This is a genomic window from Vogesella aquatica (assembly GCF_028548455.1).
Classification (GTDB): Bacteria; Pseudomonadota; Gammaproteobacteria; order Burkholderiales; family Chromobacteriaceae; genus Vogesella; species Vogesella aquatica.
Map to the genome: position 1 here is coordinate 37,913 of NZ_JAQQLF010000020.1, position 24,001 is coordinate 61,913.

Here is a 24,001-nt window from a genome sequence, read left to right on the forward strand (position 1 = left end):
GCTACTGTCCACCCGGCTTTCGTGCCGGCACACCTCCCCTCCCACAAGGAAACTGTCATGTTGGCCGCCATCGCCCCTAACCTCGGGCGCAAACTGCTTTCCCCCTTTCGCGGCTTGCCCGCTTCTGTCTACATCCAGATCGCCGCCACCCTGATCAACACCATGGGCGGCATTGCCAAGCTGTTCCTGCCGCTGTTCTTTCTGGAACGCTACCAGCTGCCCTACACCCAGATCGGCCTGCTGATGAGCTGTTATGGCCTGGGCATGTTTGCCGGCTCCTACCTGGGCGGCGTGCTCACTGACCGCTTCGACAGCCGCCATCTGGCCACTGCGCTGCTGCTGGCCAGCGGCGTACTCACCCTGAGCCTGGCGCTGTCGCTGCCGGTGTGGGCCTATGTGCCGCTGCTGGTGATATGCGGCCTGGCCGACGGCAGCTTCCGCCCCTGCAATATGCGGCTGGTGCTGGAGCCGTGCTCGCCGGCGCAGCGCCCCACCGCGCAGGGGCTGTACCGCATGTCGTTCAACCTGGGCACGTCGCTGGCCGGCATTACCGGCGGCCTGCTGGCGGCCTACGGCTACCACTGGGTATTTGTGGCGCAGGGCTGCGCCAGCCTGCTGGCCGGGCTGTGGGTGTGGGCCGCCTATCGCCGCCTGGGCGGTGCGGCCCCGCTGCACATCACCAGCCGGCAGGCCGATGAAGGCCAGGCTTCGCCGTGGCGCGATGCCGACTTTTTGCGTTTCATGCTGGGCTTGCTGCTGATCGTGGCGGTATTCGACCAGATGTACGGCACCATGGGCTTGTATCTGCGCGAGCACTACCAGCTGGGCCCGCAATGGATCGGCTATCTGTTCACCCTCAACGGCCTGATGGTGGTGGGCCTGCAGGTGTGGGTGGCGCGGCGCATCCACATCTGGGGCATTGTGCGCTGTTCGCACGCAGCGGTGCTGCTACTGGGCGGCAGCTACCTGCTGCTGAACTTGGGCACCCACATCGTGTGGCCGATCCTGGCCATGGTGGTGCTGACGCTGGGCGAAGTATTGCTGTCGCCCACCTGGTCCACCGTGGCGATGCAGTGCTCGGAAGGCCGCCAGCGCGGCCGCTACCTGGGCATCTACAGCGCCGGCTGGGGCGGGCGCACGCTGTACGCACCCGCTGCCGGCACCTGGTTTTACGGCCAGTACGGCGGCGCCTTGCTGTGGTGGGCCTGCGCCGCCATCGCCATCCTTACCGTGCTGATCCAGCACCGGCCACTGCAGCGCCTGCTGGCGCGCTGACCGACGCCTGGAAACACAAAAGCCCCGCTTGCGCGTAATGCCAATTCGTTAAACGAATAGGCTTGGCCATCAAGTGGGAGGGTGTGAGTGAAGCGCCCCATCCCGTTGGCGCGAGCCGGTCAAAATGGTGCGCCCCAGGTTTTAAGACGCCGATTTGTTTGAGCCCCGAGCCGTTAGAGAGGGGCGAGTTCGGCGGCGCCTGGGGCGTGCCATTTTGACCGGGGTTTCGAGCAGCCCCGGGTTGCGGGGGAATGAAAAGGGGGCGGCAATCCGCCCCCTTTCCCGTCTGCCGGGCGGAACCGGCATGTAAACATCGTCCGCATCGCGGACACAAAAGCACCCCTGAACGCAGCAACCCATTAGTCAAAAAAAAACGCCAGTCAGCGTTAACTGACTGGCACTACCGCTTGCGCGGGGCTTTTGGCATCCTGCGGCCAACCTTACAGCTGGCGGTCGGGATTACAGGTCTTTGGCGTTTTCAGCCAGGTAGGACGCTACGCCTTCGGCGCTGGCGGTCATGCCTTTTTTGCCTTTGTTCCAGCCAGCCGGGCACACTTCGCCGTGCTCTTCGGTGAACTGCAGGGCGTCAACCATGCGGATCATTTCGTCCACGTTGCGGCCCAGCGGCAGGTTGTTCACGACCTGGTGTTGTACTACACCGGCTTTGTCGATCAGGAAGGAGCCACGGAAGGCCACGCCGCCGTCAGCTTCTACGTCGAAGGCTTTGCACAGTTCGTGCTGGATATCGGCAACCAGGGTGTAACCCACTTGGCCGATACCGCCTTTTTCTACCGGAGTGTTGCGCCATGCGGCGTGGCTGAACTGGCTGTCGATGGACACGCCGATCACTTCTACGTTGCGGGCCTTGAATTCGGCCAGACGGTGGTCAAAAGCGATCAGTTCGGACGGGCACACGAAGGTGAAGTCCAGCGGGTAGAAGAACACCACGGCGTATTTGCCGGCGGTAGCTTCCTGGAAGGAGTAGTTGTCTACGATCTGACCATCGCCCAGTACGGCGGAGAAGGTTTTTTCACCAGCAAAAAACGGGGCTTGTTTGCCTACGAGTACGGCCATGAAGATCTCCTTGGGAAAACATTTATCGTGATAAGGCCGGTTTGCCCGGCTGCTGCGGCGGTTATAAAGCAGGCCTTGGCCAGGCTCAAATTGAAATTGCCAATTCCAGCCATAGCAGATGGCAATCACCGCTACGCTACTGCAGTTAAATGACGCCAGCGTGACCCTTTATCAAGCCCGTGGCGCATAAAAAACGGGCCCCATCCAGGGGCCCGTTGCGGTGCGCAGACAGTGTGCGGCCAACCTTAGGCGGCAGGCTCGGCTTTCTGGCGCAGGCGCAGGTTCAGTTCGCGCAGCTGCTTCTCGTCTACCGCGTTCGGCGCGTTAGTCAGCAGACACTGCGCACGCTGGGTTTTCGGGAAGGCGATGACGTCGCGGATGGACTCGGCGCCGGCCATCAGGGTCACCAGACGGTCCAGACCGAAGGCCAGGCCACCGTGCGGCGGCGCACCGAACTTCAGGTTGTCCAGCAGGAAGCCGAACTTGTTCTGCTGCTCTTCCGGGCTGATCTTCAGCGCGGCAAACACTTTTTCCTGTACATCGGCGCGGTGGATACGCACCGAGCCGCCACCGATTTCCCAACCATTCAGCACCATGTCGTAGGCACGGGCCAGGCAAGCGCCCGGATCGGTGTCCATCAGGTCTTCGTGGCCTGGTTTCGGGCTGGTGAACGGGTGGTGGCAAGCGGTCCAGCGGTCGGCGTCTTCGTCGTGCTCGAACATCGGGAAGTCTACCACCCACAGCGGGCGCCATTCGCGCACGAAGTAGCCGTCTTTCTCGCCACGCTCGTGACCGATCTTGATACGCAGCGCGCCGATGGCTTCGTTCACCACTTTGGCTTTATCAGCGCCAAAGAAGATGATGTCGCCGTTCTGGGCACCGGTACGCTCGATGATGGCTTGCAGGCCGGCAGCGGACAGGAACTTCACGATAGGCGATTGCAGGCCTTCTTCGTTCAGCTTGGTCACATCGTTGACCTTGATGTAGGCCAGGCCCTTGGCGCCGTAGATGCCGACGAACTGGGTGTAGTCGTCGATCTCTTTACGCGACAGGGTGGCGCCGTTCGGTACGCGCAGGGCTACCACGCGGCCATTGGCCATGTCGGCCGCGCCGCGGAATACCTTGAACTCTTCCGACTTCATCACGTCGGTCAGTTCGGTGAATTTCAGGCTGACGCGCAGGTCCGGCTTGTCGGAGCCGTAGTAGAACATGGCGTCGCCGTAAGTCATGCGCGGGAACTTGCCCAGCTCCACGTTCATCACGTCGCGGAAGATTTCCTGCGCCATGTTTTCGGTGATATCCATGATCTGGTCTTCGTTCAGGAACGAAGTCTCGATATCGATCTGGGTGAATTCCGGCTGGCGGTCGGCACGCAGGTCTTCGTCACGGAAGCACTTGGTGATCTGGTAGTAGCGGTCGAAGCCGGCCACCATCAGCAGCTGTTTAAACAGCTGTGGCGATTGCGGCAGCGCGAAGAATTCGCCCGGATGCACGCGGGACGGTACCAGGTAGTCGCGGGCGCCTTCCGGGGTGGAGCGGGTCAGCATCGGGGTTTCGATGTCGATGAAGCCCTGCTTGTCCAGGTGGTTACGCACACCCATGGCCACGCGGTAGCGCAGGCGCAGGTTTTTCTGCATGGCCGGGCGACGCAGGTCGATGACACGGTTGGTCAGACGCACGTTCTCGGACAGGTTTTCGTCGTCGATCTGGAACGGCGGGGTGGCCGCGGTGTTCAGGATCTCGATGTCCTTGGCCAGGATTTCGATCTCGCCGGAGATCATTTTGCTGTTGGCGGTGCCGGCCGGGCGCTCGCGCACGATACCGGTAATGGACAGCACAAATTCGTTACGCGCGCTATCGGCGGTCTTGAACGCTTCCGGGGTGTCCGGATCGATCACCACCTGCACCAGACCTTCACGGTCACGCAGGTCGATGAAGATCACACCGCCGTGGTCACGGCGACGATGGGCCCAGCCTTTTACGGTAACGGTCTGGCCGAGAAATTTCTTGTCGATAAGTCCGCAATAATCGGTACGCATTGCAATGCCTTTGTGTTGAATTCGTTGATGGATTTCCAGACAGGGAGCGAAGCCGGGTTGGCCGCATGCGGCCAACCCTGTCAATTTCGTTCGTCGCTTTCCTGTTTGCGCACGTCGGCGGGCGCAGGCGGGGCAACCACGCCCATGGAAATCACGTATTTCAGGGCTTCATCCACGCTCATCTCGAGTTCACGCGTGTCGCGCTTGTGCACGATGATGAAGTAGCCCGAGGTGGGGTTCGGCGTTGTCGGCACGTATACGCTGACAAAATCCTCTTCGCCCAGCTGTTGTTTCACCTGGCCGGCCGGCGTGCCGGTCTGGAACGCTACCGTCCAGGCGTCCTGATGCGGGAAGCGGACCAGCAGCGCCTTGCGAAACGCCTGGCCAGAGTCGGACAGCAGCGTGTCTGACACTTGTTTGACGCTGTTGTAGATGGTGCTGACCACCGGGGTACGGGTGAGAATCAGGTTCCACAGGTCCAGCAGCTTCTGGCCCAGCACGTTGGCCGCCATAAAACCGGTACCCAGCAGAATGGCAAAAGCCAGCACCACACCCAGCCCCGGAATATCAAAGCCGAACAGGCTTTCCGGGCGCCACATGCGTGGCAGCAGGTTGATGGTCTGATCCAGCGTACCGATGATCAGGTTCAGCACCCATAGCGTTACCGCCACCGGCAGCCAGATCAGCAAACCGGCAGCCAGGTAGCCGCGCAGGGTCATCTTGATATGTTTCATAGGGCCTCAGGCGCAACCGCCGCTGCCGCAACCGCCGCCGCCACCACAGGACGGGCCGCTGCCATTTTTGAAATCGGTGACATACCAGCCATTGCCCTTAAGCTGGAAACCCGCCGCAGACAGCTGCTTGCTGTACTGGCTGCTGCCACAGGCCGGGCATTGGGCAATAGGGTCATCGCTCATTTTTTGCAGATGTTCCTTTTGTGCACCACAGGCTTCACAACGGTATTCATAAATCGGCATGTTTTACCACTCCAACCGCAACTACGATGACATAATCAGGTAAATATTGCAGTGCATCAAACCGCATCGCAATAAACAGGCTCATGATAATGGGGCCAGATGCACACAACGGCAAGCCTGAACCCGCACAAACGGGTGATTATATCCGACTGATACGCCAATACAAAAATCGGATTCATGGCAGCGCAATATACGCACTGCAGCATGGGGCAGGCCACCTTCCATCGTTATCCGAACCGGAGTTTGTAATGACTACATCCCACCTGCCGCTCGCCGGCAAACGCGGCCTGATTGTTGGCGTGGCCAACGAGCACAGCATCGCCTACGGCTGCGCCAAGGTCATGCGCGACCAGGGCGCCGACATTGCCATTACCTACCTGAACGAAAAAGCAGAACGCTTTGTGCGCCCGCTGGCAGAAGGTCTTGGCGCCAGCCTGATCCTGCCGCTGGACGTACAGGAAGATGGCCAGCTGGACACCGTATTCGATGCTATCCGCGACAGCTGGGGCAGCCTGGACTTCGTGGTGCACTCCATCGCCTTCTGCCCGATGGACGACCTGCATGGTCGTGTGACCGACTGCAGCAAGGATGGCTTCCTGCAAGCCATGCGCGTGTCGTGCTATTCCTTCGTCGAGATGGCGCGCCTGGCCGAGCCGCTGATGGTGAACGGTGGCGCCCTGCTGACCATGAGCTACTACGGCGCCGACAAGGTGGTAGAAAACTACAACATCATGGGGCCGGTGAAAGCCGCACTGGAAAGCACCACCCGCTACATGGCGCACGAGCTGGGCAGCAAGGGCATCCGCGTACACACCATCTCGCCCGGCCCGCTGAAAACCCGTGCTGCCAGCGGCATTGCCCATTTCGACAAGCTGATCGACGACGCCATCGAGCGCGCGCCGCAAAACCGCCTGGTGAGCATCGAGGACATCGGCCAGACCGCCGCCTTCCTGGTATCCGATGCTGCCCGCGCCCTGACCGGCGAGGTTACCTACGTGGACGGCGGCTTCAACATCATGGCGTAAACCCTGCCCCGGCGTGGCAGGCCGCCTGTCACGCCGGGGATTGGCAATGGCGGCACCGACCCATAGCCCAAGGAACCCAGCCATGACCCGCGACGACCACGCCTTTACCGACATCATCGAACAAGCCCAGAGCAACGGCCCCCGTCCCATGGCCGTGGCCCATCCGTGCAGCCCGGAAGCCCTGCTGGGCGCCGTGGAGGCCGCCGAACACGGCATTGCCACCCCCATCCTGATTGCCCCGCGCGGCAAACTGGCCAAGCTGGCCAGCAGCATGGACATCGACCTGGGCCGTTTTGAAACCATCGACGCCGAACACAGCCACGCCGCGGCCGAGCGCGCGGTAGAGCTGGTGCGCGAAGGCTTTGCCGATAGCCTGATGAAAGGCAGCCTGCACACCGACGAATTCATGAGCGCGGTGCTGGACCGCGCCAAAGGCATCCGCACCGACCGCCGCATCAGCCATGTCTTCGTGATGAAGGTAGAAAGCTACCCGCGCTACCTGTTCATTACCGACGCGGCCGTCAATATCGAGCCAGACCTCACCACCAAGCGCGACATCTGCCAGAACGCCATCGACCTGTGCCATGCCTTGGGTATTGTCCGCCCTAAAGTGGCGATTTTGTCGGCGGTGGAAACCATTAACCCCAAGATCCGCTCTACGCTGGACGCCGCCGCGCTGTGCAAGATGGCCGACCGCGGCCAGATCAAAGGTGCCGTGCTGGACGGCCCGCTGGCATTTGATAATGCCATTTCGCACGCGGCAGCAGATACTAAGGGTATCGAGTCGGATGTGGCGGGCGAGCCGGACATCCTGCTGGTACCAGACCTGGAGTCCGGCAATATGCTGGCCAAGCAGCTGACCTATCTGGCTGCAGCCGCCAGCGCCGGCATCGTGATGGGCGCTCGCGTACCCATCGTGCTGACCAGCCGCGCCGATGACGCCGCCGGGCGCCTGGCCTCGGCCGCCGTGGCCAACCTGTACGCCGCCCACAAGCGCGCGGCAGGCCAGAAAAACACGCCATAAAACAAAAAGGGGAAAGCATGGGCAAAGCACTGATCGCCATTAACGCGGGCTCGGCCACGCTGAAATTCCGCGCCTACAGCAGCGACGGCAAGGCGCTGCTGGCGCGCGGTATGGTGGACCACTTTGGCCGCGACCATGCCTGCCTGGAGCTGGAAAAAAGCGGCAAGCGCTACCAGCAGCCGCTAGGCAGCGGCAACCGCGACGAGAATGTGGCCGCGGTACTGAACACCCTGGCAGACCACGACCTGACACCGCTGGCGGTAGCCCATCGCGTGGTGCATGGCGGCCAACATTACCGCAGCCCGGTGGTGATGACACCGGAGGTGGTAGACGACCTGTCGGCGCTGATCCCGCTGGCCCCGCTGCACCAGCCGGTGAGCCTGTCGGTGATGCACGCTTTTGCCAAGCTCGACCCGCACCTGACCCAGATCGCCTGTTTCGACACCGCCTTCCACTGCAGCCAGCCGGTGGTAGCCACGCGTTTCGGCATTGCCCGCCACTGGCACGAGCAGGGCCTGCGCCGCTACGGCTTTCACGGCCTGTCCTACGCCGCCATTGCACGTCGTCTACCCGAGCTGGGCCTGGGCGACGGCAAGGTAGTCGTACTGCACCTGGGTAGCGGCGCCAGCGCCTGTGCCATCCAGGCCGGCCAGAGCATAGCCTCCAGCATGGGTTTTTCGGCGCTGGACGGGCTGATGATGTCTACCCGCCCCGGCACGCTGGACCCGGAGGTGGTGCTGTACTGGATGGAGCACGCAGGCATGGATATCGCCGCGGTACGGCAAGAGCTGTACAAGCAGTGCGGCCTATTCGGCGTGTCCGGCGGCCTGTCCAGCGATATGCGCGAGCTGCTGCAGGCCAAAACCGATGAGGCACGCGAGGCGGTGGAGCTGTTCTGCTACCGCGCCGCGCGCGAGGTGGCGTCGCTGGCTACCGCCATGAAAGGGCTGGACGCTATCGTATTTACTGCCGGCATTGGCGAGCGCTCGCCGGAAATCCGCAGCCGCATTCTGAAACAGCTGGCCTGGCTGGGCTTTGAAGCCGACCTGGCGGCCAACCTGGCGCAGTCCTACCGTATTACCAGCCCGGCCAGCCGCCTGCACGCCTACGTGATGGCCACGGATGAAGAAGGCGAAATGGCGCGCGAAGCGGCGGCTCTGCTGTGCGGCGATATCGAGCTTTAGCGCGCGGTACGCCATGCGACACAGCCCCTGATGGCCAGGTTGGCCGCAGGGGCTGTCATTTTGTGGCGAGTATTCAGTTACTGAGCCAGTCGGTCATCATCAGGCCAAAGCCGACGCCGCGCGAGTGGTGGTTGTAATCCAGTAGCGATTCACCGTAGCCGTCAAAGGCCTGCACATAACCACGCAAACGGCCAGCCACCGGGAAGGTCCAGTCCAGCTGCAGCGCGCCCTTGCCGCTTTGCGGGTTATAGCGTGCGGTAGCACCCACGGTGTGGCGGTTCCAGCGGTACACCGCCTGCACATCACCGTGCCCCATATAGCGCACCAGGTCGGGGTTATCGTCATCCTGCTTGTTTTCCGGCAGGCGGTACCACCAGCGCCCGGTCAGCGACAAATTCCCGTTTTCCGCCCCTGCCATGGCATACACACGGTTCCAGCTACGCGATAACGGGTCGGTCTGGCCATTGGACTGGTGCAATATCCCCACGCCGGCCAGACGCATCTGCCAGTCGCCCAGCCTGAAGTGCCTGGGCAAGGGGGTCGTCAGCATCAGCTCCGGCTCGTAATCGGTTTCGCGAAACGGCGACGACTGTTTTTTGTTATACATCTGCCAGTGCGACTGCTGGGTGTAGCCAAACCACAGGTCAGCCGGCGTGCCCAGCACGTTTTCCCACATCTTGCTCTTGAACGATATCTGGTACTTGACCTCGACATTGTTCATTTTCTGGCCAAACAAGGTCACCGGCTCCTGCGTGGGCGAGCCCGGGCGGGCATTGGGCGACGCCTGGTACCAGGCTGGCAGCATATAGGTCGGCTTGTGCGCGCGCAGCACAAAGGTGCCCAGCTTGTTGTCTTCGTCCAGGTCCCACTGGCTGGCCAGCGTGCTATGGCGGCCAAGCAGCACCGTTTCGGCAGGTACGGCTGCCACGGGTGCAGGTGTCGGCACCGGGGCAGACGCAGACACTACAGGGTTGGCCGCAGCGGCCAGCGCGTCGTAACAGGCCAGCCGTGGCGCCGGCTCGCTCAGCGCTGCGCACTGCTGCAGAGAGGCACTGTTATCGGCCCAGGCCAAGGGCGATAGCAACAGGGGAAGCAGTTTTCGCATCATATGATTGGCACGCCTTTAAAGAAGTAGCAGACCGCCTGGCGGTAGCAAAGTGCCAGCCCAGAAACACAAAAGGCCCCGCGAATGCGGGGCCCTTGCGTATTCTTTGCCATTACAGCAGATTAGGCAGCCATTGCCTTGATCTGTGCGGACAGACGGCTCTTGTGACGAGCTGCCTTGTTCTTGTGGAACACGCCTTTGTCAGCCAGACGGTCGATTACCTTGGTCGAAGCCTGGTATACAACCCGAGCAGCGGCTTTATCGCCAGCTTCTACGGCTTTGATAACTTTCTTAACTGCAGTGCGGAATGCAGTACGCAGGCTGGCGTTGTGCGCGCGCTGCTTGAGAGCCTGGCGTGCACGCTTGCGAGCTTGTGCGCTGTTAGCCATGTGTTTCTCCTGATGAGCGGAATCTGAAACCGGCGATTCTAAGCCTTAACATCTGGTTTTGCAACAACAATCCCCCCCGCGTAAACTGTGGTGCTGAATACTCCAACTTACTGTCTGATTTTACCCAAGAATGAACCTACTTAACGCGCTGGCAAAAGTCAGCAGCATGACCATGGTTTCGCGTGTTCTGGGCTTTGTCCGCGACGCCATCATCGCCCGCGTATTTGGTGCGGGGCTCGCTACCGACGCCTTTTTCGTGGCCTTCAAGCTACCCAACCTGCTGCGCCGCATCTTTGCCGAAGGCGCCTTCTCGCAGGCATTCGTGCCGGTACTGGCCGAGTTCAAAGAGCAGCGCGGCGAGGCGGAAACGCGCGTATTCCTGTCGCATATTACCGGCACACTCACCGTGGTGCTGATGATCGTCACCGCGCTGGGCATGTTGGCCGCGCCGTGGATCATCTGGCTTACGGCCCCCGGCTTTGCCAGTAATCCGGACAAGGTGGCGCTCACCAGCGACCTGCTGCGCATCACCTTCCCTTATATATTGTTCATTTCGCTGTCGTCGCTGGCCAGTAGCGTGCTCAATACCTGGAACCGCTTTTCGGTACCGGCTTTCACCCCCACGTTGCTGAATGTGTCTTTCATCGCGTGTTCACTGCTGCTGACGCCCTACTTCGACCCGCCAGTGCTCACGCTGGCGTGGGCAGTATTCTTTGGCGGCATCGCCCAGCTGGCCTACCAGCTGCCGCACCTGAAAAAGCTGGACATGCTGCCCATGCCGCGCCTGAAGCTGCGTGATGCGGCGGTGTGGCGCGTCATCCGCCAGATGGGGCCGGCCATTTTCGGCGTGTCCATTGCGCAGATCTCGCTGGTGATCAACACCATCTTCGCGTCCTTCCTGGTCTCCGGCAGCGTGTCGTGGATGTATTACGCCGACCGCCTGATGGAATTCCCCACCGGCGTGCTGGGCGTAGCGCTGGGTACCATCCTGCTGCCGTCGCTGTCCAAACACGCGGCGCGTGGCGAAGCCAGTGCCGGGGAGTTCAGCCAGCTGCTGGACTGGGGCATGCGCCTGTCGCTGCTGCTGGCCATCCCCTCCACCATAGGCCTGGCGGTACTGTCGCAGCCGCTGATCGCCACCTTGTTCATGTACGGCAAGTTCAGCGCGCACGATGCGGCCATGACGCAGCAGGCGCTGATTGCCTACTCGGTAGGCCTGCTGGGGCTGATTCTGGTAAAAGTACTGGCACCGGGCTTTTATGCGCGGCAGAACATCAAGACCCCGGTCAAAATTGCCCTGGTTACCCTGGCCGCCACCCAGCTGATGAACCTCATGTTTATCGGCACCCTCAAACACGCCGGGCTGTCGCTCTCTATTGGCCTGGGCGCCTGCCTGAACGCCGGCCTGCTGTACTACCAGCTGCGCAAGCACGCCATCTACCAGCCCGCCGCCGGCTGGCCGGCCTTCCTGCTGAAGCTGCTGCTGGCCGTCGCGGTGATGGCGGGCACCTTGCTGGCGCTACAGCAGGTACTGCCGATCAACTGGCACGGCCATAGCTGGCAGCGCGTGATGTGGCTGAGCGTGCTGGTAGCCGCCGGTGCCGTGGCCTACTTTGCCACCTTGCTGGCCATGGGCGTACGCCCGCGCCAGTTCATGCGCCGTACCACCTGATGCCCCGGCAAGCCTTGCCGGCTTGCCTACAATAAAGCTGGCGGCGGCCCCACCGGGTACGCCGCAGCACGAGGAACCACCATGACCCCGACTTACACCCCGGAATTTTCGCCGCTAGGCAAAAAAGTAGACTACCAGGACCAGTACGACAACAGCCTGCTGTTCCCCATTGCCCGCCAGCAAAAGCGTGATGAAATCGGCGTGGCTGCCAACGCCCTGCCCTTTGCCGGCGTAGACCTGTGGACCGGCTTCGAGCTGTCGTGGCTGAATGCGCGCGGCAAGCCGCAGGTAGCCATTGCCACCTTCCGCATCCCGGCCGATAGCCCCAACCTGATCGAATCCAAATCGTTCAAGCTCTACCTGAACAGCTACAACCAGACCCGCATCGCCAGCTGGGAGCAGGTACAAGCCCAGCTCACCATGGACCTGAGCAATGCCGCCGGCGGCAAGGTGGAAGTCAGCCTGCTATCGCCCGCCGAGTTTGGCCGCGAGCAGATCAGCGAGCTGGCGGGCAGCAGCATCGACGAGCTGGATATCGACGTAGACAGCTACGCGCCCTGCCCGCAGGCGCTACGCGCCGATGCGGCCAACGTGGTCAGCGAAACCCTATGCTCGCAGCTGCTCAAGTCCAACTGCCTGGTTACCGGCCAGCCGGACTGGGGCAGCGTGCAGATCAGCTACACCGGCCCTCGCATCGACCGCGAAGCCCTGCTGCGCTACCTGATCGGCTTCCGCCAGCACAACGAATTCCACGAGCAGTGCGTAGAGCGCATCTTTACCGACGTGTTGCAAGCCTGCGCCCCGCAGAGCCTGACCGTGTACGCACGCTATACGCGCCGCGGCGGCCTCGATATCAACCCGTGGCGTACCAACGATGCCAGTGCCGTACCGCCGGCCAACATCCGCACCGCACGCCAGTAACAAGGTTGGCCGCAAGCGGATTTGATACACTGATGTTTTGTTTTTTCGCCACGGCAGCACACAAAAACACGGCATAGCCCACGGCCTTGTGGCCTGCCTCGCGGCTTGCCGTACGCTGCGTTTGCCTCCGTGACGCTCTGTCTTTTCATACTGAAATTAGGTAAACCATGGCTCAATACGTGATGTCCATGCTCCGCGTGAGCAAGATCGTCCCCCCCAAGCGCCAGATCATCAAGGACATCTCCCTGTCCTTCTTCCCCGGCGCCAAAATCGGCCTGCTGGGTCTGAACGGTGCCGGTAAATCCACCGTGCTGCGCATCATGGCCAATGTGGACAAAGAATACGACGGCGAAGTACAGCACCTGGCCGGCGTGAAAATCGGCTACCTGCCGCAGGAGCCGCAGCTGGACGCCGACAAAACCGTGCGCGAAGAAGTGGAAAGCGGCATGGGCGACGTGATGGGCGCGCAAAAGCGCCTGGAAGAAGTCTACGCAGCGTACGCCGAGCCGGACGCCGACTTTGACGCCCTGGCCGAAGAACAAGCCCGCCTGGAAGCCATCATTTCCGCTGGCGCCGGTGACAACATCGCGCTGCAGCTGGAGCTGGCCGCCGACGCGCTGCGCCTGCCGCCGTGGGACGCCAAGATCGGCCCGCTCTCCGGTGGTGAAAAGCGCCGCGTAGCGCTGTGCAAGCTACTGCTGTCGCAGCCGGACATGCTGCTGCTGGACGAACCGACCAACCACCTGGACGCCGAATCGGTAGAGTGGCTGGAGCAGTTCCTGGTGCGCTTCCCGGGCACCGTGGTGGCCGTGACCCACGACCGCTACTTCCTGGACAACGCCGCCGAATGGATTCTGGAGCTGGACCGCGGCGAAGGCATCCCGTGGAAGGGCAACTACTCCAGCTGGCTGGAGCAGAAGGAAGCCCGCCTGCAGCTGGAAAGCAAGCAGGAAGGCGCCCGCATGAAGGCCATGAAACAGGAACTGGAATGGGTGCGCCAGAACCCGAAAGGCCGCCAGGCCAAATCCAAGGCCCGCCTGGCCAAGTTCGAAGAGCTGTCCAGCCACGAATACCAGAAGCGCAACGAAACCCAGGAAATCTTCATCCCGGTCGCCGAGCGCCTGGGTAATGAAGTGATCGAGTTCGAAAACGTCAGCAAAGGCTTTGGCGACCGCCTGCTGATCGATAACCTGAGCTTCAAGGCCCCTGCCGGTGCCATCGTCGGCATCATCGGCCCCAACGGCGCGGGTAAATCCACGCTGTTCAAGATGATTGCCGGCAAAGAACAGCCCGATACCGGCACCGTGAAAATCGGCCAGACCGTGCAGATGGCCTTTGTCGAGCAGCACCGCGACAGCCTGGAAGCTGACAAAACCGTGTTCGACGACGTATCCGGCGGCCTGGACATGATCAACGTTGGCCGCTTCGAGATGTCCAGCCGGGCCTACCTGGGCCGCTTCAATTTCAAGGGCGCCGACCAGCAGAAAAAAGTGGGCATGCTGTCCGGTGGCGAACGCGGCCGCCTGCACCTGGCCAAGACGCTGCTGAAAGGCGGCAACGTGCTGCTGCTGGATGAACCGTCCAACGATCTGGACGTGGAAACCCTGCGCGCACTGGAAGACGCCCTGCTGGAGTTCGCCGGCACCGTGTTCGTGATCAGCCACGACCGCTGGTTCCTGGACCGTATCGCCACCCATATCCTGGCGGCGGAAGGCGAATCGCAATGGACGTTCTTTGACGGCAACTACCAAGAGTATGAAGCCGACAAGAAACGCCGCCTGGGCGAAGAAGGTGCCAAGCCCAAGCGTATTCGCTACAAGCCGGTCATCCGCTAAGCAAACCTTGCGGCCAACGTTGGCCGCAAAACAAAAAAGCCCGCAGATGCGTAATGCCAGTCAGTTAACGCCGACTGGCATTTTTCGTTGGATATTTGTGTACTCTGTTCTTCACCACTCGCGGGGGCGTGTAAATTAATGCGTGTTGTAGCAAACGCATACAGCAAAAAAGGGAACATGATGAACATGTTCCCTTTTTCTGGATTTACAGCTGAAAGTCTTAGCTGACTGGCATTACCGCAGATGCGGGCTTTTTTCTTGGCTAGACCAGAGTTCAGGCGATGTAGGCAGCATCACCGGATTCTCGCTTGGCGATGTAGGCAGTATCACCGGATTCTCGCTTGGCGATGTAGGCAGTATCACCGGACTCTCGCTTGGCGATGTAGGCAGTATCACCGGATTCTCGCTTGGCGATGTAGGCAGCATCACCGGATTCTCGCTTGGCGATGTAGGCAGCATCACCGGATTCTCGCTTGGCGATGTAGGCAGCATCACCGGATTCTCGCTTGGCGATGTAGGCAGTATCACCGGATTCTCGCTTGGCGATGTAGGCAGCATCACCGGATTCTCGCTTGGCAACGTCTTGGGCTTGGGCAACACCGGCAAACAGGGCAATGGCAGTAGCGATCAGGGTCAGTTTTTTCATGGTAATCATTCCTTTAAAAGTGTAATGGGTGGGGCGTGCCACCTGAACAAGACAAGGACTCAAACCATTCATACTCCAGCAGACCTTGTGTCTTGTTTGTACGTCCTTGCGATGTAGTCACTATAGTGATTATCTTCATTAGTAGATAGAAGAAGGTTTCGAACAAAGCATTTTAATTTTTTGAACTACTATTTATTGATGAATATCATTGACTTACCGACCACCAGAAAAGTTCAACTGCTTAACATTTATTAACATCCACACTGACAAGCAGTAATTTTGATTGATGTAAAAAGGGAAATTGACACAGATAACACCAGATATTCCAAATTCAACTCAAAATGCAATATCAATGTCATTGCAAGCACGCTAATCCGGGCGCAAAAAAACCGTCAGCGACCGGGGCGCTGACGGGGCTGGAGGGGCGATGGTCGGGCGGGCTACTCAAACACCCAGGCATCCATGGTGACTGCGGCATACTCAATGCCACGATGCAGGCTACGCCCAGGCCGGCCCTGCGCAGCCCCCAGAGCAAAGAACAAAGGCAGCAAGTGCTCGTCGGAGGGGTGATTCTCGCGCGCAAAAGGCGCCTGCGTTTGCCAGGACAGCAGCGCTTCGCTATCGCCCTGCTCCAGCCTGGCCGCTACCCAGTCGGCAAAGGCCTGCGCCCAGGGTTGTGCCGGCGCATCCGGCGCGCCCAGCGCATACAGATTGTGGGTAACGCTACCCGAGCCAATAATCTGCACGCCATCTGCGGCCAGATCGGCCAAGGCTTTGCCCAGCAAATAGTGTGTACGGGCATCCTGGTGCGGCAGGGTTGCCAGGGTAATCACCGGGATATCAGCCTGCGGATACATCATCAGCAGCGGTACCCAGGCACCATGATCCAGCCCATTCGCCTGCTGCAAGTGTGCCGCCACACCCGCTGCGGCCAACCTGGCTTGTACTTGCCGGGCGAGCTGCTCGTCTGATACCGCCGGGTAGTTCAACGCATATAGCTCACGCGGGAAACCGCCAAAATCGTGCACCGCCTGCCAGCGTGGCGACCAGCCCACCAGCGGCTCGCGCGCCAGATGATGCGCAGACATGATGAGAATCGCCCGCGGGCGGGGCTGGGTGGCCGCGTACTGCTGCCAGATATGGCGGGCTGGTGATGCGTTGATCAGTACATCCGGGCCACCGTGCGAAATGAAAAGGGGGGCGAGAAGGCTCATGGCAGGCTCCATTGATTCAGTCATGGTGACATTACAATTCACTGCGATGAATTGATAAAGCTACAATCAGGAAGTTGATTCATTACCATAAAGAAACAATCAATGGACAGACTCGCCGCACTACAGGTCTTCCAGGCCATTGTGGAGGCCGGCAGCTTTGTCGGTGCCGCGCAGCGGCTGGACATGTCTGGCGCCATGGTCAGCAAACAGTTGGCCGCGCTGGAAAAACACCTGGGCTGCCGCCTGATCCAGCGCACCACGCGCCGCATGACGCTAACCGAAGCGGGCCAGGATTACAGCCGGCGCATCGGCCCCATCCTGGCGCAGCTGGAAGAAGCCGATGCCCTGGCGCAGCAGCAAAGCGTCAGCGTACACGGCAAACTGCGCATGTCGGCGCCGCTGTCTTTTGGCATGCGCTTTCTGGGGGGGTGGATGGCCAGGCTGCACGCCAGCCACCCGCAGCTGGACATCGAGCTGATGCTGTCCGACGAGCAGGTAGACCTGGTGGAAGCCGGCTTCGACCTGGCACTGCGCATCAGCACACAGCCGCTGCCAGGCCAGCTGGTGGCACGGCCACTCGGCGAAATCGCCATGGTGCTGTGCGCGGCCCCCGCCTACCTGGCACGCCACGGTACGCCGCGTACGCTGGCAGAGCTGGCTAGCCATGCCTGCCTGCGCTACAGCCTGCAGCAGACGCAACAATTCTGGCAGTTTGGTCACGGCCACACCCTGTACCAGCAGGCGGTAAACGGCCCCTTGCTGGCCAATAACGGTGATGTACTGGTCAGTGCCGCCATCGCCGGTATGGGCATTGCTTATCAACCTGAGTTCCTGCTGGCGGACGCACTGCAAGATGGCCGCCTGCAGCGCATTACACTGGATGTCAGCCCACTCGCGGCACAGGTGTACGCGGTCTACCCGGCGCGGCGCTACCTGCCACAAAAAGTGCAACTTACCCTGTCGCTACTGCAAACCATGCTGCAATCGCCACCGTGAAGCGATGCAGACACGCGCCCTACTAGCCCAAAGGTCAGTATGGCTGGATATTCCATCCGGCTGCACAGTGGTTTACTCTGCAGCTACAAAAAAATGGCATGGCCTGCCTGGCAAGAGCCATTCCAGGATATAAAAGGAGAAACAATGATGAAGAAACGCATTCTCGTCGCGACGATCGCCGCCCTTGCTGCCACTGGTGCCCAGGCGGCCGACATGAACAAAGTGCTACGCGTAGCATTCAACGTGCCGGAAACCGGCTTCGACCCGGCCAAGGTGTCGGACACCTACTCTGGCGCCATCCTGGAAAACGTGTTCGACCCGCTGGTTACCTATGACTACCTGGCGCGCCCGGCCAAGGTTATCCCCAATACCACCGTTGCCCTGCCTACCGTCTCGGCCGATGGCAAGGTGTATACCTTTAAACTGAAACCCGGTATTTACTTTGCCCCCGACGCGGCTTTCAAAGGCCAAAAACGCGAGCTGACCGCTGCCGACTACGCCTACTCCATCAAGCGTCACCTCGACCCGACCATCAATTCGCCATGGAGCTTTCTGGTAGACGGCCGCTTTGCCGGGGTCGATGCGCTGGTGAAAGCAGCCGGCAAGGGTGCCCTGAACTACGACACCCAGGTAGAAGGCATCAGGGTGCTGGACAAATACACGCTGCAGCTCACGCTGAACGAAGGCAACTACAACTTCCTGCAGATTCTGGCCATGCCCGCCTTTGGCGCCGTAGCACGTGAAGCTATCGAAGCCTACGCCAGCAACACCAATGCCAAGCCGGTAGGTACCGGCCCGTACACCCTGAAAGAATGGAAGCCGGGCAACAAAATCATCCTGGAAGCCAACCCGAACTTCCGCAAGCTGGTGATCAATGGCCAGACGCTGCCCAAGGTTGGCCGCGTGGAAGTGTCCATCATCGAAGAAGAACAGCCGCTGTGGCTGGCCTTCGTCAACCAGCAGCTGGATATCTCCGGCATTCCACAAGCTGCCCTGCAAGAAGCCTTGGTCATCGACCCGAAAAACCCGCTGAATGTGAAGCTGCAGGATAAATACGCCAAGCAGGGCATCCAGCTGGAGCGCAAGAAAGACCTGGAAATCACCTACCAGTTCTTCAATATGCAAGACCCGGTAGTCGGAGGGGATGCCAAGGAAAAAATCGCGCTGCGCCGCGCCATTGCCATGGCGTTTCCGCGCAATGAAACCATCGCCGCCATCCGTCGCGGCCAGGCGGTGCCGGTGCACTACGTCATTCCGGAAGGCGTAGCCGGCCATAACCCGGCATTCAAGGGCGCGGTAAAGTACGACCCGGCGGCGGCCAACGCGCTGCTGGACCGCTTTGGCTACAAAGTGGGCGCTGACGGCCTGCGCACCCAGCCGGACGGCAAGCCGCTATCCATTGAAATGGCCACCGGCACCAGCGGCATCGACAAACAGTGGAATGAATACTGGCAAAAGGCCTTCGACAGCCTGAAAATCAGGCTCACCTTCAAGTACGGCAAATGGAACGAGCTGAATAAAGCCAACCGCCAGAACAAGCTGCAAATGTGGGGCCTGGCCTGGGGTGCCGACTACCCGGATGGCGAGAACTTCATGCAGCTGCTATACGGCAAGAACGCTGGCGACGCCAATAGTGCCAACTTCAAGAATGCCGAATACGACCGCCTGTTCGAAGCCTCGCTGCAGCTGCCGGACGGTGCCGAGCGCAACAAGCTGTACGATGCGATGAACAAGATCGTAGTGGCGCAGCAGCCATGGATCTTCGGCGATACCCGCATCCGCAGCTCGCTGGCACACCGCTACGTGAAAAACTTCAAGCTGCACCCGCTGCTGAACACCACTTGGCGTTATATCGACCTCCAGAAATAAACCCTGCTTTCTGTACCCGCAGCCGGCCCCGCAGGGGGCTGGCTGCCCGCGTTTGTCTGGAGACATGAACCATGCTTGCTTATATCCTGCGCCGCCTGTGGCAGATGGTCCCTACCCTGTTCGGGGTCATGCTGCTGCTGTTCATCCTGTTCAACTGGGTGGGGGGCGACCCATCCTACATCCTGGCCGGCAAGAGCTTTTCTGCCGAAACGCTGGCCAATATCCGGCACCAGCTGGGGCTGGATAAATCCTTGCCCGAACAGTTCCTGATCTTTGTACAGCAGGTACTGACACTGGATTTCGGCACTTCGTGGTCTACCCAGCAGCCGGTAGCCGACATCCTGGGCAGCCGCATTGGCCCTTCCTTGACCCTGGCCCTGCCCATGCTGCTGGTCAGCCTGCTGCTATCGGTCATCATTGCCGCCATCGTGGCCTATGTCCGCGGCAGCCTCACCGACCGCCTCGTTACCCTGATCTGCACGCTGGCCATGTCGGTCAGCGCCCTGGTGTACATCATTGCCGGCCAGTACTGGCTGGCGCACAAGCTGGGCTGGTTCCCCATCCTGGGCTGGAGCGACAGCCTGGCCACCAACCTGTGGCTGTACGTACCGCTGCCGCTGCTGCTGGGCCTGGTCGTCAGCCTGGCACCGGATATCCGGTTTTACCGCAGCTGCTTTGTCGAAGAGATGAACCACGACTACGTGCGTACTGCCCGCGCCAAGGGCTTGTCAGAGCAGGTCATCATGCTCAAGCACGTGATGCGCAACGCGCTGATCCCGGTCGTCACCTCGTTGATGATGTCGCTGCCCTACCTGTTTCTGGGTGCGCTGCTGCTGGAGCGTTTCTTCGGCATCCCCGGCATGGGTAACGAGGTGCTCAATGCGGTAGACCGCAGCGACTTCCCGGTGATCAAAGCCATCACCATTTATGTCGCCCTGGCCACCATGCTGTTCAACCTGCTGGCCGACATTGTTTACAAGCTGATCGACCCGCGCGTCCAGCTGAAATAAGGACTCCCCATGACAAGCCAAACGACCCTGCTAGCCGACGATGCCAGCTGCCCGGCGTCCCGCAGCCTGTGGCAGCTGGGCTGGCAGCGCCTGCGCCGCGACCGTATCGGCCTCACCGCCCTGTGGGTGGTGCTTGCTTTTGTCCTGCTGGCGCTGGCTGGCTGGCTAGGCCTGGCCGGCAGCCACTGGCGCGATGAAGTTGCCAAACCGAATATGCCGCCAGCCCTGTTCAAGGACTATGGCCCCGCCACCGTAGAGCTAACCGCAGCCGATATTGATGCCGCGCAGCAACACAACACCAGCATCGCCGATGCCAGCGCCGCCACCGGCATGAGCGCCGAAGACGACCCGCTAGCCGCCGACATGGCCGCAGCCCAGACCCAGGCTGCCAACGCCGCTCCGCTGGCGGTGACACCGGCAAATGACAGCCTGCTCGTCCTGGGCAGCGACAGCCGTGGCCGCGATGTATTGCAAAAGGTGATACAAGGCACCGCCACCTCGCTGCTGGTGGGCTTGTCTGGCGCACTGCTGGCCATTCTGATCGGCACCCTGCTAGGCGCGCTGTCGGGCTATTTTGGCCGCCGTACCGATGACCTGCTGATGTGGTTTTACAGCGTGTTTACCTCGGTACCCGACATGCTGCTGTTGCTGGCCTTTTCGGCGGTGATGAGCCGCGGTATCGACACCGTGATCATGGTGATGGCACTCACCAGCTGGACAGGCACCTACCGGCTGATGCGGGCCGAGTTCATGAAACACAAAGGCCGCGAGTACGTACAGGCCGCCGATGCCATCGGTGCCAGCCACCGCAGCCGCATGTTCCGCCACATTCTGCCCAACGTCACCCACCTGCTGCTGGTGCAGTTCTCCCTCCTGACCGTGGCACTGATCAAGTACGAAGCCATCCTGTCTTTCCTGGGCTTCGGGGTAGGCATAAGCCAGACCAGCTGGGGCGCCATGCTGGCGGAAGCGCCGGCCGAGCTGCTGCAAGGCTACTGGTGGCAAATGGCTGCCGTCACCCTGTTCATGTCGCTGCTGGTCACCGCCTTCAGCATGCTCACCGACAGCCTGCGCGACGCGCTGGACCCGAAAGTGAAATAAGGATTCCCGATGACTCAAGCATCCCCCCTGCTGAGCGTGCGCAATCTGGGCGTGAGCTTCCGCATGGAAAGCGGCGAACACTTCCAGGCGCTCAAAGGCATCAGCTTCGATATTGCGGCCAACCGTACCGTGGCCCTGGTGGGCGAATCCGGCTCCGGCAAGTCGGTCACCTCCATGGCCATCATGCGCCTGCTACCGGAGAACAACACCGAGATCGCCGCCGGCAGCGAAATCCTGTTTGAAGGCCGCAACCTGCTGCAAGCCGACCGCCGTGCCCTGCGGGCGCTACGCGGCCGCGATATTGCCATGATCTTCCAGGACCCGATGAGCTCGCTAAACCCGGTATTCACCGTGGGCGACCAGATCATCGAAACCCTGATGCTGCATACCGGCATGCGGCGCAAGGCGGCCCGCCAGCGCGCCGTCGCCCTGCTGAAGGAAGTCGGCCTGCCCGAGCCGGACCGCAAGGTAGACGCCTACCCGCACCAGCTGTCCGGCGGCCAGCAACAGCGCGTGATGATCGCCATGGCCATTGCCTGCGAACCCAAACTGCTGATTGCCGACGAGCCCACCACGGCGCTGGATGTCACCATCCAGCAGCAAATCCTGCAATTGCTGGCCGCGCTTCAGAAAAAACACGGCATGGCGGTGCTGTTCATCACCCACGATCTGGGCCTGGTGGGCGAGTTTGCCGATGAAGTCATCGTGATGCGCCATGGAGAAATCCGCGAGCACGGCCCGCTGCAGCAGGTGTTCACCCAGCCGCAGGACGCGTATACCAAAGCGCTGCTGAACTGCCGCCCGCAGCTGGACAGCCGCCCGGCACGCTTGGCGGTGATCGACGATTTTCTGCAAGACCAGCCCTACCAGACACCGCCGCAGCGTGAACGCGGCTACACGGCAGGCGACGACATCGTGCTGGACGTGCAGGGGCTGTGCAAAAGCTTTGAAAGCCGCGAAGGGCTGTTCGGCAAGCATGTGTTTCATGCCGTGAAAGACGTGTCATTCCAGCTGGCGCGCGGTAAAACGCTGGGTATTGTGGGCGAATCCGGCTCCGGCAAAACCACCGTGGGGCTCACACTGATGCGCCTGCACCAGGCCAGCGCCGGGCGAGCCCTCTTTAACGGCCAGGATATCCTGGCCATGTCACCCGGCGAATTTCACGCCTATAAACGCCGCATCCAGATTATCTTCCAGAACCCCTACGCCTCGCTGAACCCGCGTTTTACCGTCGAGGAAATCCTGCTGGAACCCATGACGCTGCACGCCATCGGCCGCGATCACGCCGAGCGCAAACAGCTGGCTGCCGCGCTGCTGGAGCGCGTAGGCCTGCCAAGACGTGCCTTGCAGAAATACCCGCACGAGTTTTCCGGCGGCCAGCGCCAGCGTATTGCCATTGCACGCTGCCTGACCATGAAGCCGGACGTGCTGATCTGCGACGAGTCGGTGTCTGCGCTGGATGTGTCGGTACAAGCGCAGGTGCTGAACCTGCTGCAAGACCTGCAGGATGAGTGCGGGCTGTCCTACCTGTTCATTTCGCACGATCTGTCGGTAGTGAAACATATCTCCGACCAGGTCATGGTGATGCAGCACGGCCAGGTAGTAGAGCAGGCCAACGCCGACAGCCTGTACGCCAACCCGCAGCACTCCTACACCCGCCAGCTGCTATCGGCCATACCGCAAGGTTGGCCGCAACAAGGGGGAACAAGGGTGGCGTAGCGTAGCCGGGCCGGCTAGCCTGCGGCGGGGGGCTGCAAGAAGTGTTGCAGCATCCAGGCGGCAGCCGGCCCGGGTGGCTGTGCACGCCGCCATACGGCGTGCAGGCTGCGCTGTTGCGGCCAACCTGGCAGCGCCAAGGGCAGCAGTTCGGGGGCGTAACGCGCGACCAGCCAGTCGGGTAACTCGGCCCAGCCAAAACCCAGCTGGGTCATCTCCAGCAGCAACAGATAGCTGGGCGCGTACCAGCACTGCCCTGCGCCACCAGCCGGTGCCGTATCGCCGTAGGTGTTCAGACGCAGCTGGCGATAGGCCTGCAGCTGTGCCTCGTCCTGCGGCGGCTGGCTGGCCAGCGCGTGTTGCGGCGCCACGTAGAGCGAGGTGCTGGCCGGCTGCGGCAGCGGCTGGCTAGCCAGCAAGCCATCCGGGATTGCCAGGCCGCACAGCAGCCCCAGCTGGGCCCGCCCCTGCCGCACCAGCGCCAACACGTCATCCTGCTCGCCCACCAGACACTCCAGCTCGGTATGGGGAAACTGCGTGGCAAACGCCTGCAGCGCTGCCTCCAGGCTGCCGGTATGAAAGGTATCGGAGAGCACCAGACTGAGCCGTGGCTCGGTACCCGCCGCCAAAGCCCGGGCCTGCAAGCAAAGCTGGTCTTGCGCCGCCAGCGCGCGGCGGGCCAGCGGTAACAGCTGCTCACCAGCCGCCGTCAGCTGCGGCTGGCGGCCACTGCGCTCGAACAGGCTGATGCCCAGATCAATTTCCAGATTTGCCACGCACTCGCTAACGGTAGACTGGCGCTTGCCCAGCGCGCGCGCCGCCGCCGAAAACGAGCCCTGCTCGGCCACCATCACCAGGGTAGCCAAGGCTTCATTGCTGACAGACATATCGGCCTTTCCGATAGAACCTAACTTTTATATACCCAGAAA

21 protein-coding genes are annotated in these 24,001 nt (G+C 61.2%); 12 read left to right on the top strand and 9 right to left on the bottom strand.

Features of this window, described 5'->3' with window-relative positions:
* Nucleotides 1-57 precede the first annotated feature (57 nt).
* Nucleotides 58-1,275, top strand: coding sequence for an MFS transporter (locus PQU95_RS14660; RefSeq protein ID WP_272752692.1), 1,218 nt, complete (start codon nucleotides 58-60; stop codon nucleotides 1,273-1,275).
* 459 nt (nucleotides 1,276-1,734) lie between these two features.
* Here the strand turns inward: PQU95_RS14660 and PQU95_RS14665 are convergent, their stop codons facing one another.
* The 4 genes from PQU95_RS14665 to PQU95_RS14680 all read right to left on the bottom strand — a co-directional run bounded on the left by PQU95_RS14665 (nucleotide 1,735) and on the right by PQU95_RS14680 (nucleotide 5,365).
* The gene (locus PQU95_RS14665) at nucleotides 1,735-2,349 is read right to left on the bottom strand and encodes a peroxiredoxin (protein ID WP_026107811.1); all 615 of its coding nucleotides are present in this window, start codon (nucleotides 2,347-2,349) and stop codon (nucleotides 1,735-1,737) included.
* A gap of 245 nt (nucleotides 2,350-2,594) precedes the next feature.
* Nucleotides 2,595-4,388 (bottom strand): aspartate--tRNA ligase, encoded by a 1,794-nt coding sequence (aspS, locus tag PQU95_RS14670; protein ID WP_272752693.1) that lies wholly within the window; start codon nucleotides 4,386-4,388, stop codon nucleotides 2,595-2,597.
* Between the two features lie 80 nt (nucleotides 4,389-4,468).
* Nucleotides 4,469-5,122: a DUF502 domain-containing protein gene (locus tag PQU95_RS14675; RefSeq protein WP_272752694.1), complete on the bottom strand. Its 654-nt coding sequence runs from the start codon at nucleotides 5,120-5,122 to the stop codon at nucleotides 4,469-4,471.
* 6 nt (nucleotides 5,123-5,128) lie between these two features.
* The gene (locus tag PQU95_RS14680) at nucleotides 5,129-5,365 is read right to left on the bottom strand and encodes an FmdB family zinc ribbon protein (protein WP_272752695.1); all 237 of its coding nucleotides are present in this window, start codon (nucleotides 5,363-5,365) and stop codon (nucleotides 5,129-5,131) included.
* 248 nt (nucleotides 5,366-5,613) lie between these two features.
* Here PQU95_RS14680 and fabI point away from each other — a divergent pair, with 248 nt between their 5' ends.
* From fabI to PQU95_RS14695, 3 genes are all read left to right on the top strand, one after another.
* Complete coding sequence (gene fabI / locus PQU95_RS14685; RefSeq protein ID WP_272752696.1) at nucleotides 5,614-6,390, top strand: enoyl-ACP reductase FabI; 777 nt, start codon at nucleotides 5,614-5,616, stop codon at nucleotides 6,388-6,390.
* A gap of 82 nt (nucleotides 6,391-6,472) precedes the next feature.
* Nucleotides 6,473-7,414 (top strand): phosphate acetyltransferase, encoded by a 942-nt coding sequence (locus tag PQU95_RS14690; protein ID WP_272752697.1) that lies wholly within the window; start codon nucleotides 6,473-6,475, stop codon nucleotides 7,412-7,414.
* Nucleotides 7,415-7,431: 17 nt separating this feature from the next.
* Nucleotides 7,432-8,598 carry an acetate/propionate family kinase gene (locus tag PQU95_RS14695; RefSeq protein ID WP_272752698.1) on the top strand — a complete coding sequence of 389 codons (1,167 nt, stop codon included), beginning with the start codon at nucleotides 7,432-7,434 and terminating at the stop codon, nucleotides 8,596-8,598.
* Between the two features lie 73 nt (nucleotides 8,599-8,671).
* On the opposite strand, the gene PQU95_RS14700 is transcribed toward PQU95_RS14695, so the two are convergent.
* Both PQU95_RS14700 and rpsT read right to left on the bottom strand, forming a co-directional pair.
* Nucleotides 8,672-9,706, bottom strand: coding sequence for a phospholipase A (locus PQU95_RS14700; protein ID WP_272752699.1), 1,035 nt, complete (start codon nucleotides 9,704-9,706; stop codon nucleotides 8,672-8,674).
* Nucleotides 9,707-9,825: 119 nt separating this feature from the next.
* Complete coding sequence (gene rpsT, locus PQU95_RS14705; RefSeq protein WP_272752700.1) at nucleotides 9,826-10,092, bottom strand: 30S ribosomal protein S20; 267 nt, start codon at nucleotides 10,090-10,092, stop codon at nucleotides 9,826-9,828.
* 130 nt (nucleotides 10,093-10,222) lie between these two features.
* Between rpsT and murJ the strand changes: the two genes are divergently transcribed.
* The 3 genes from murJ (at nucleotide 10,223) to ettA (ending at nucleotide 14,520) form a co-directional block, all read left to right on the top strand.
* A complete protein-coding gene (gene murJ / locus PQU95_RS14710) occupies nucleotides 10,223-11,764 on the top strand; it encodes a murein biosynthesis integral membrane protein MurJ (protein WP_272752701.1) in 1,542 nt (513 codons plus the stop codon).
* A gap of 81 nt (nucleotides 11,765-11,845) precedes the next feature.
* On the top strand, nucleotides 11,846-12,685 hold the full coding sequence (gene queF, locus PQU95_RS14715; RefSeq protein ID WP_272752702.1) for an NADPH-dependent 7-cyano-7-deazaguanine reductase QueF: 840 nt from the start codon (nucleotides 11,846-11,848) through the stop codon (nucleotides 12,683-12,685).
* Between the two features lie 167 nt (nucleotides 12,686-12,852).
* Nucleotides 12,853-14,520 (top strand): energy-dependent translational throttle protein EttA, encoded by a 1,668-nt coding sequence (gene ettA, locus PQU95_RS14720; protein WP_147695633.1) that lies wholly within the window; start codon nucleotides 12,853-12,855, stop codon nucleotides 14,518-14,520.
* A gap of 274 nt (nucleotides 14,521-14,794) precedes the next feature.
* Here the strand turns inward: ettA and PQU95_RS14725 are convergent, their stop codons facing one another.
* Both PQU95_RS14725 and PQU95_RS14730 read right to left on the bottom strand, forming a co-directional pair.
* Entirely contained in the window at nucleotides 14,795-15,166 is a 372-nt protein-coding gene (locus tag PQU95_RS14725; protein WP_272752703.1) for a hypothetical protein, read from the bottom strand.
* A 440-nt stretch (nucleotides 15,167-15,606) separates the two neighbouring features.
* Entirely contained in the window at nucleotides 15,607-16,380 is a 774-nt protein-coding gene (locus PQU95_RS14730) for a DODA-type extradiol aromatic ring-opening family dioxygenase (protein ID WP_272752704.1), read from the bottom strand.
* A gap of 102 nt (nucleotides 16,381-16,482) precedes the next feature.
* Between PQU95_RS14730 and PQU95_RS14735 the strand changes: the two genes are divergently transcribed.
* The 5 genes from PQU95_RS14735 to PQU95_RS14755 all read left to right on the top strand — a co-directional run bounded on the left by PQU95_RS14735 (nucleotide 16,483) and on the right by PQU95_RS14755 (nucleotide 23,075).
* On the top strand, nucleotides 16,483-17,376 hold the full coding sequence (locus tag PQU95_RS14735; RefSeq protein WP_272752706.1) for a LysR family transcriptional regulator: 894 nt from the start codon (nucleotides 16,483-16,485) through the stop codon (nucleotides 17,374-17,376).
* Between the two features lie 144 nt (nucleotides 17,377-17,520).
* Entirely contained in the window at nucleotides 17,521-19,245 is a 1,725-nt protein-coding gene (locus PQU95_RS14740; protein ID WP_272752708.1) for an ABC transporter substrate-binding protein, read from the top strand.
* Nucleotides 19,246-19,316: 71 nt separating this feature from the next.
* A complete protein-coding gene (locus tag PQU95_RS14745) occupies nucleotides 19,317-20,255 on the top strand; it encodes an ABC transporter permease (protein ID WP_272752710.1) in 939 nt (312 codons plus the stop codon).
* A 9-nt stretch (nucleotides 20,256-20,264) separates the two neighbouring features.
* Nucleotides 20,265-21,356, top strand: coding sequence for an ABC transporter permease (locus tag PQU95_RS14750; RefSeq protein ID WP_272752711.1), 1,092 nt, complete (start codon nucleotides 20,265-20,267; stop codon nucleotides 21,354-21,356).
* 9 nt (nucleotides 21,357-21,365) lie between these two features.
* Nucleotides 21,366-23,075 (top strand): ABC transporter ATP-binding protein, encoded by a 1,710-nt coding sequence (locus tag PQU95_RS14755; protein ID WP_272752712.1) that lies wholly within the window; start codon nucleotides 21,366-21,368, stop codon nucleotides 23,073-23,075.
* A gap of 14 nt (nucleotides 23,076-23,089) precedes the next feature.
* On the opposite strand, the gene PQU95_RS14760 is transcribed toward PQU95_RS14755, so the two are convergent.
* On the bottom strand, nucleotides 23,090-23,959 hold the full coding sequence (locus PQU95_RS14760; protein WP_272752713.1) for a LysR family transcriptional regulator: 870 nt from the start codon (nucleotides 23,957-23,959) through the stop codon (nucleotides 23,090-23,092).
* Nucleotides 23,960-24,001: the final 42 nt, after the last annotated feature.

Coding starts and splice junctions, on each gene's coding strand:
- PQU95_RS14660 (WP_272752692.1), top strand. CDS start 58: ATGTTGGCCGCCATCGCCCCTAACCTCGGGCGCAAACTGCTTTCCCCC.
- PQU95_RS14665 (WP_026107811.1), bottom strand. CDS start 2,349: ATGGCCGTACTCGTAGGCAAACAAGCCCCGTTTTTTGCTGGTGAAAAA.
- aspS (WP_272752693.1), bottom strand. CDS start 4,388: ATGCGTACCGATTATTGCGGACTTATCGACAAGAAATTTCTCGGCCAG.
- PQU95_RS14675 (WP_272752694.1), bottom strand. CDS start 5,122: ATGAAACATATCAAGATGACCCTGCGCGGCTACCTGGCTGCCGGTTTG.
- PQU95_RS14680 (WP_272752695.1), bottom strand. CDS start 5,365: ATGCCGATTTATGAATACCGTTGTGAAGCCTGTGGTGCACAAAAGGAA.
- fabI (WP_272752696.1), top strand. CDS start 5,614: ATGACTACATCCCACCTGCCGCTCGCCGGCAAACGCGGCCTGATTGTT.
- PQU95_RS14690 (WP_272752697.1), top strand. CDS start 6,473: ATGACCCGCGACGACCACGCCTTTACCGACATCATCGAACAAGCCCAG.
- PQU95_RS14695 (WP_272752698.1), top strand. CDS start 7,432: ATGGGCAAAGCACTGATCGCCATTAACGCGGGCTCGGCCACGCTGAAA.
- PQU95_RS14700 (WP_272752699.1), bottom strand. CDS start 9,706: ATGATGCGAAAACTGCTTCCCCTGTTGCTATCGCCCTTGGCCTGGGCC.
- rpsT (WP_272752700.1), bottom strand. CDS start 10,092: ATGGCTAACAGCGCACAAGCTCGCAAGCGTGCACGCCAGGCTCTCAAG.
- murJ (WP_272752701.1), top strand. CDS start 10,223: ATGAACCTACTTAACGCGCTGGCAAAAGTCAGCAGCATGACCATGGTT.
- queF (WP_272752702.1), top strand. CDS start 11,846: ATGACCCCGACTTACACCCCGGAATTTTCGCCGCTAGGCAAAAAAGTA.
- ettA (WP_147695633.1), top strand. CDS start 12,853: ATGGCTCAATACGTGATGTCCATGCTCCGCGTGAGCAAGATCGTCCCC.
- PQU95_RS14725 (WP_272752703.1), bottom strand. CDS start 15,166: ATGAAAAAACTGACCCTGATCGCTACTGCCATTGCCCTGTTTGCCGGT.
- PQU95_RS14730 (WP_272752704.1), bottom strand. CDS start 16,380: ATGAGCCTTCTCGCCCCCCTTTTCATTTCGCACGGTGGCCCGGATGTA.
- PQU95_RS14735 (WP_272752706.1), top strand. CDS start 16,483: ATGGACAGACTCGCCGCACTACAGGTCTTCCAGGCCATTGTGGAGGCC.
- PQU95_RS14740 (WP_272752708.1), top strand. CDS start 17,521: ATGATGAAGAAACGCATTCTCGTCGCGACGATCGCCGCCCTTGCTGCC.
- PQU95_RS14745 (WP_272752710.1), top strand. CDS start 19,317: ATGCTTGCTTATATCCTGCGCCGCCTGTGGCAGATGGTCCCTACCCTG.
- PQU95_RS14750 (WP_272752711.1), top strand. CDS start 20,265: ATGACAAGCCAAACGACCCTGCTAGCCGACGATGCCAGCTGCCCGGCG.
- PQU95_RS14755 (WP_272752712.1), top strand. CDS start 21,366: ATGACTCAAGCATCCCCCCTGCTGAGCGTGCGCAATCTGGGCGTGAGC.
- PQU95_RS14760 (WP_272752713.1), bottom strand. CDS start 23,959: ATGTCTGTCAGCAATGAAGCCTTGGCTACCCTGGTGATGGTGGCCGAG.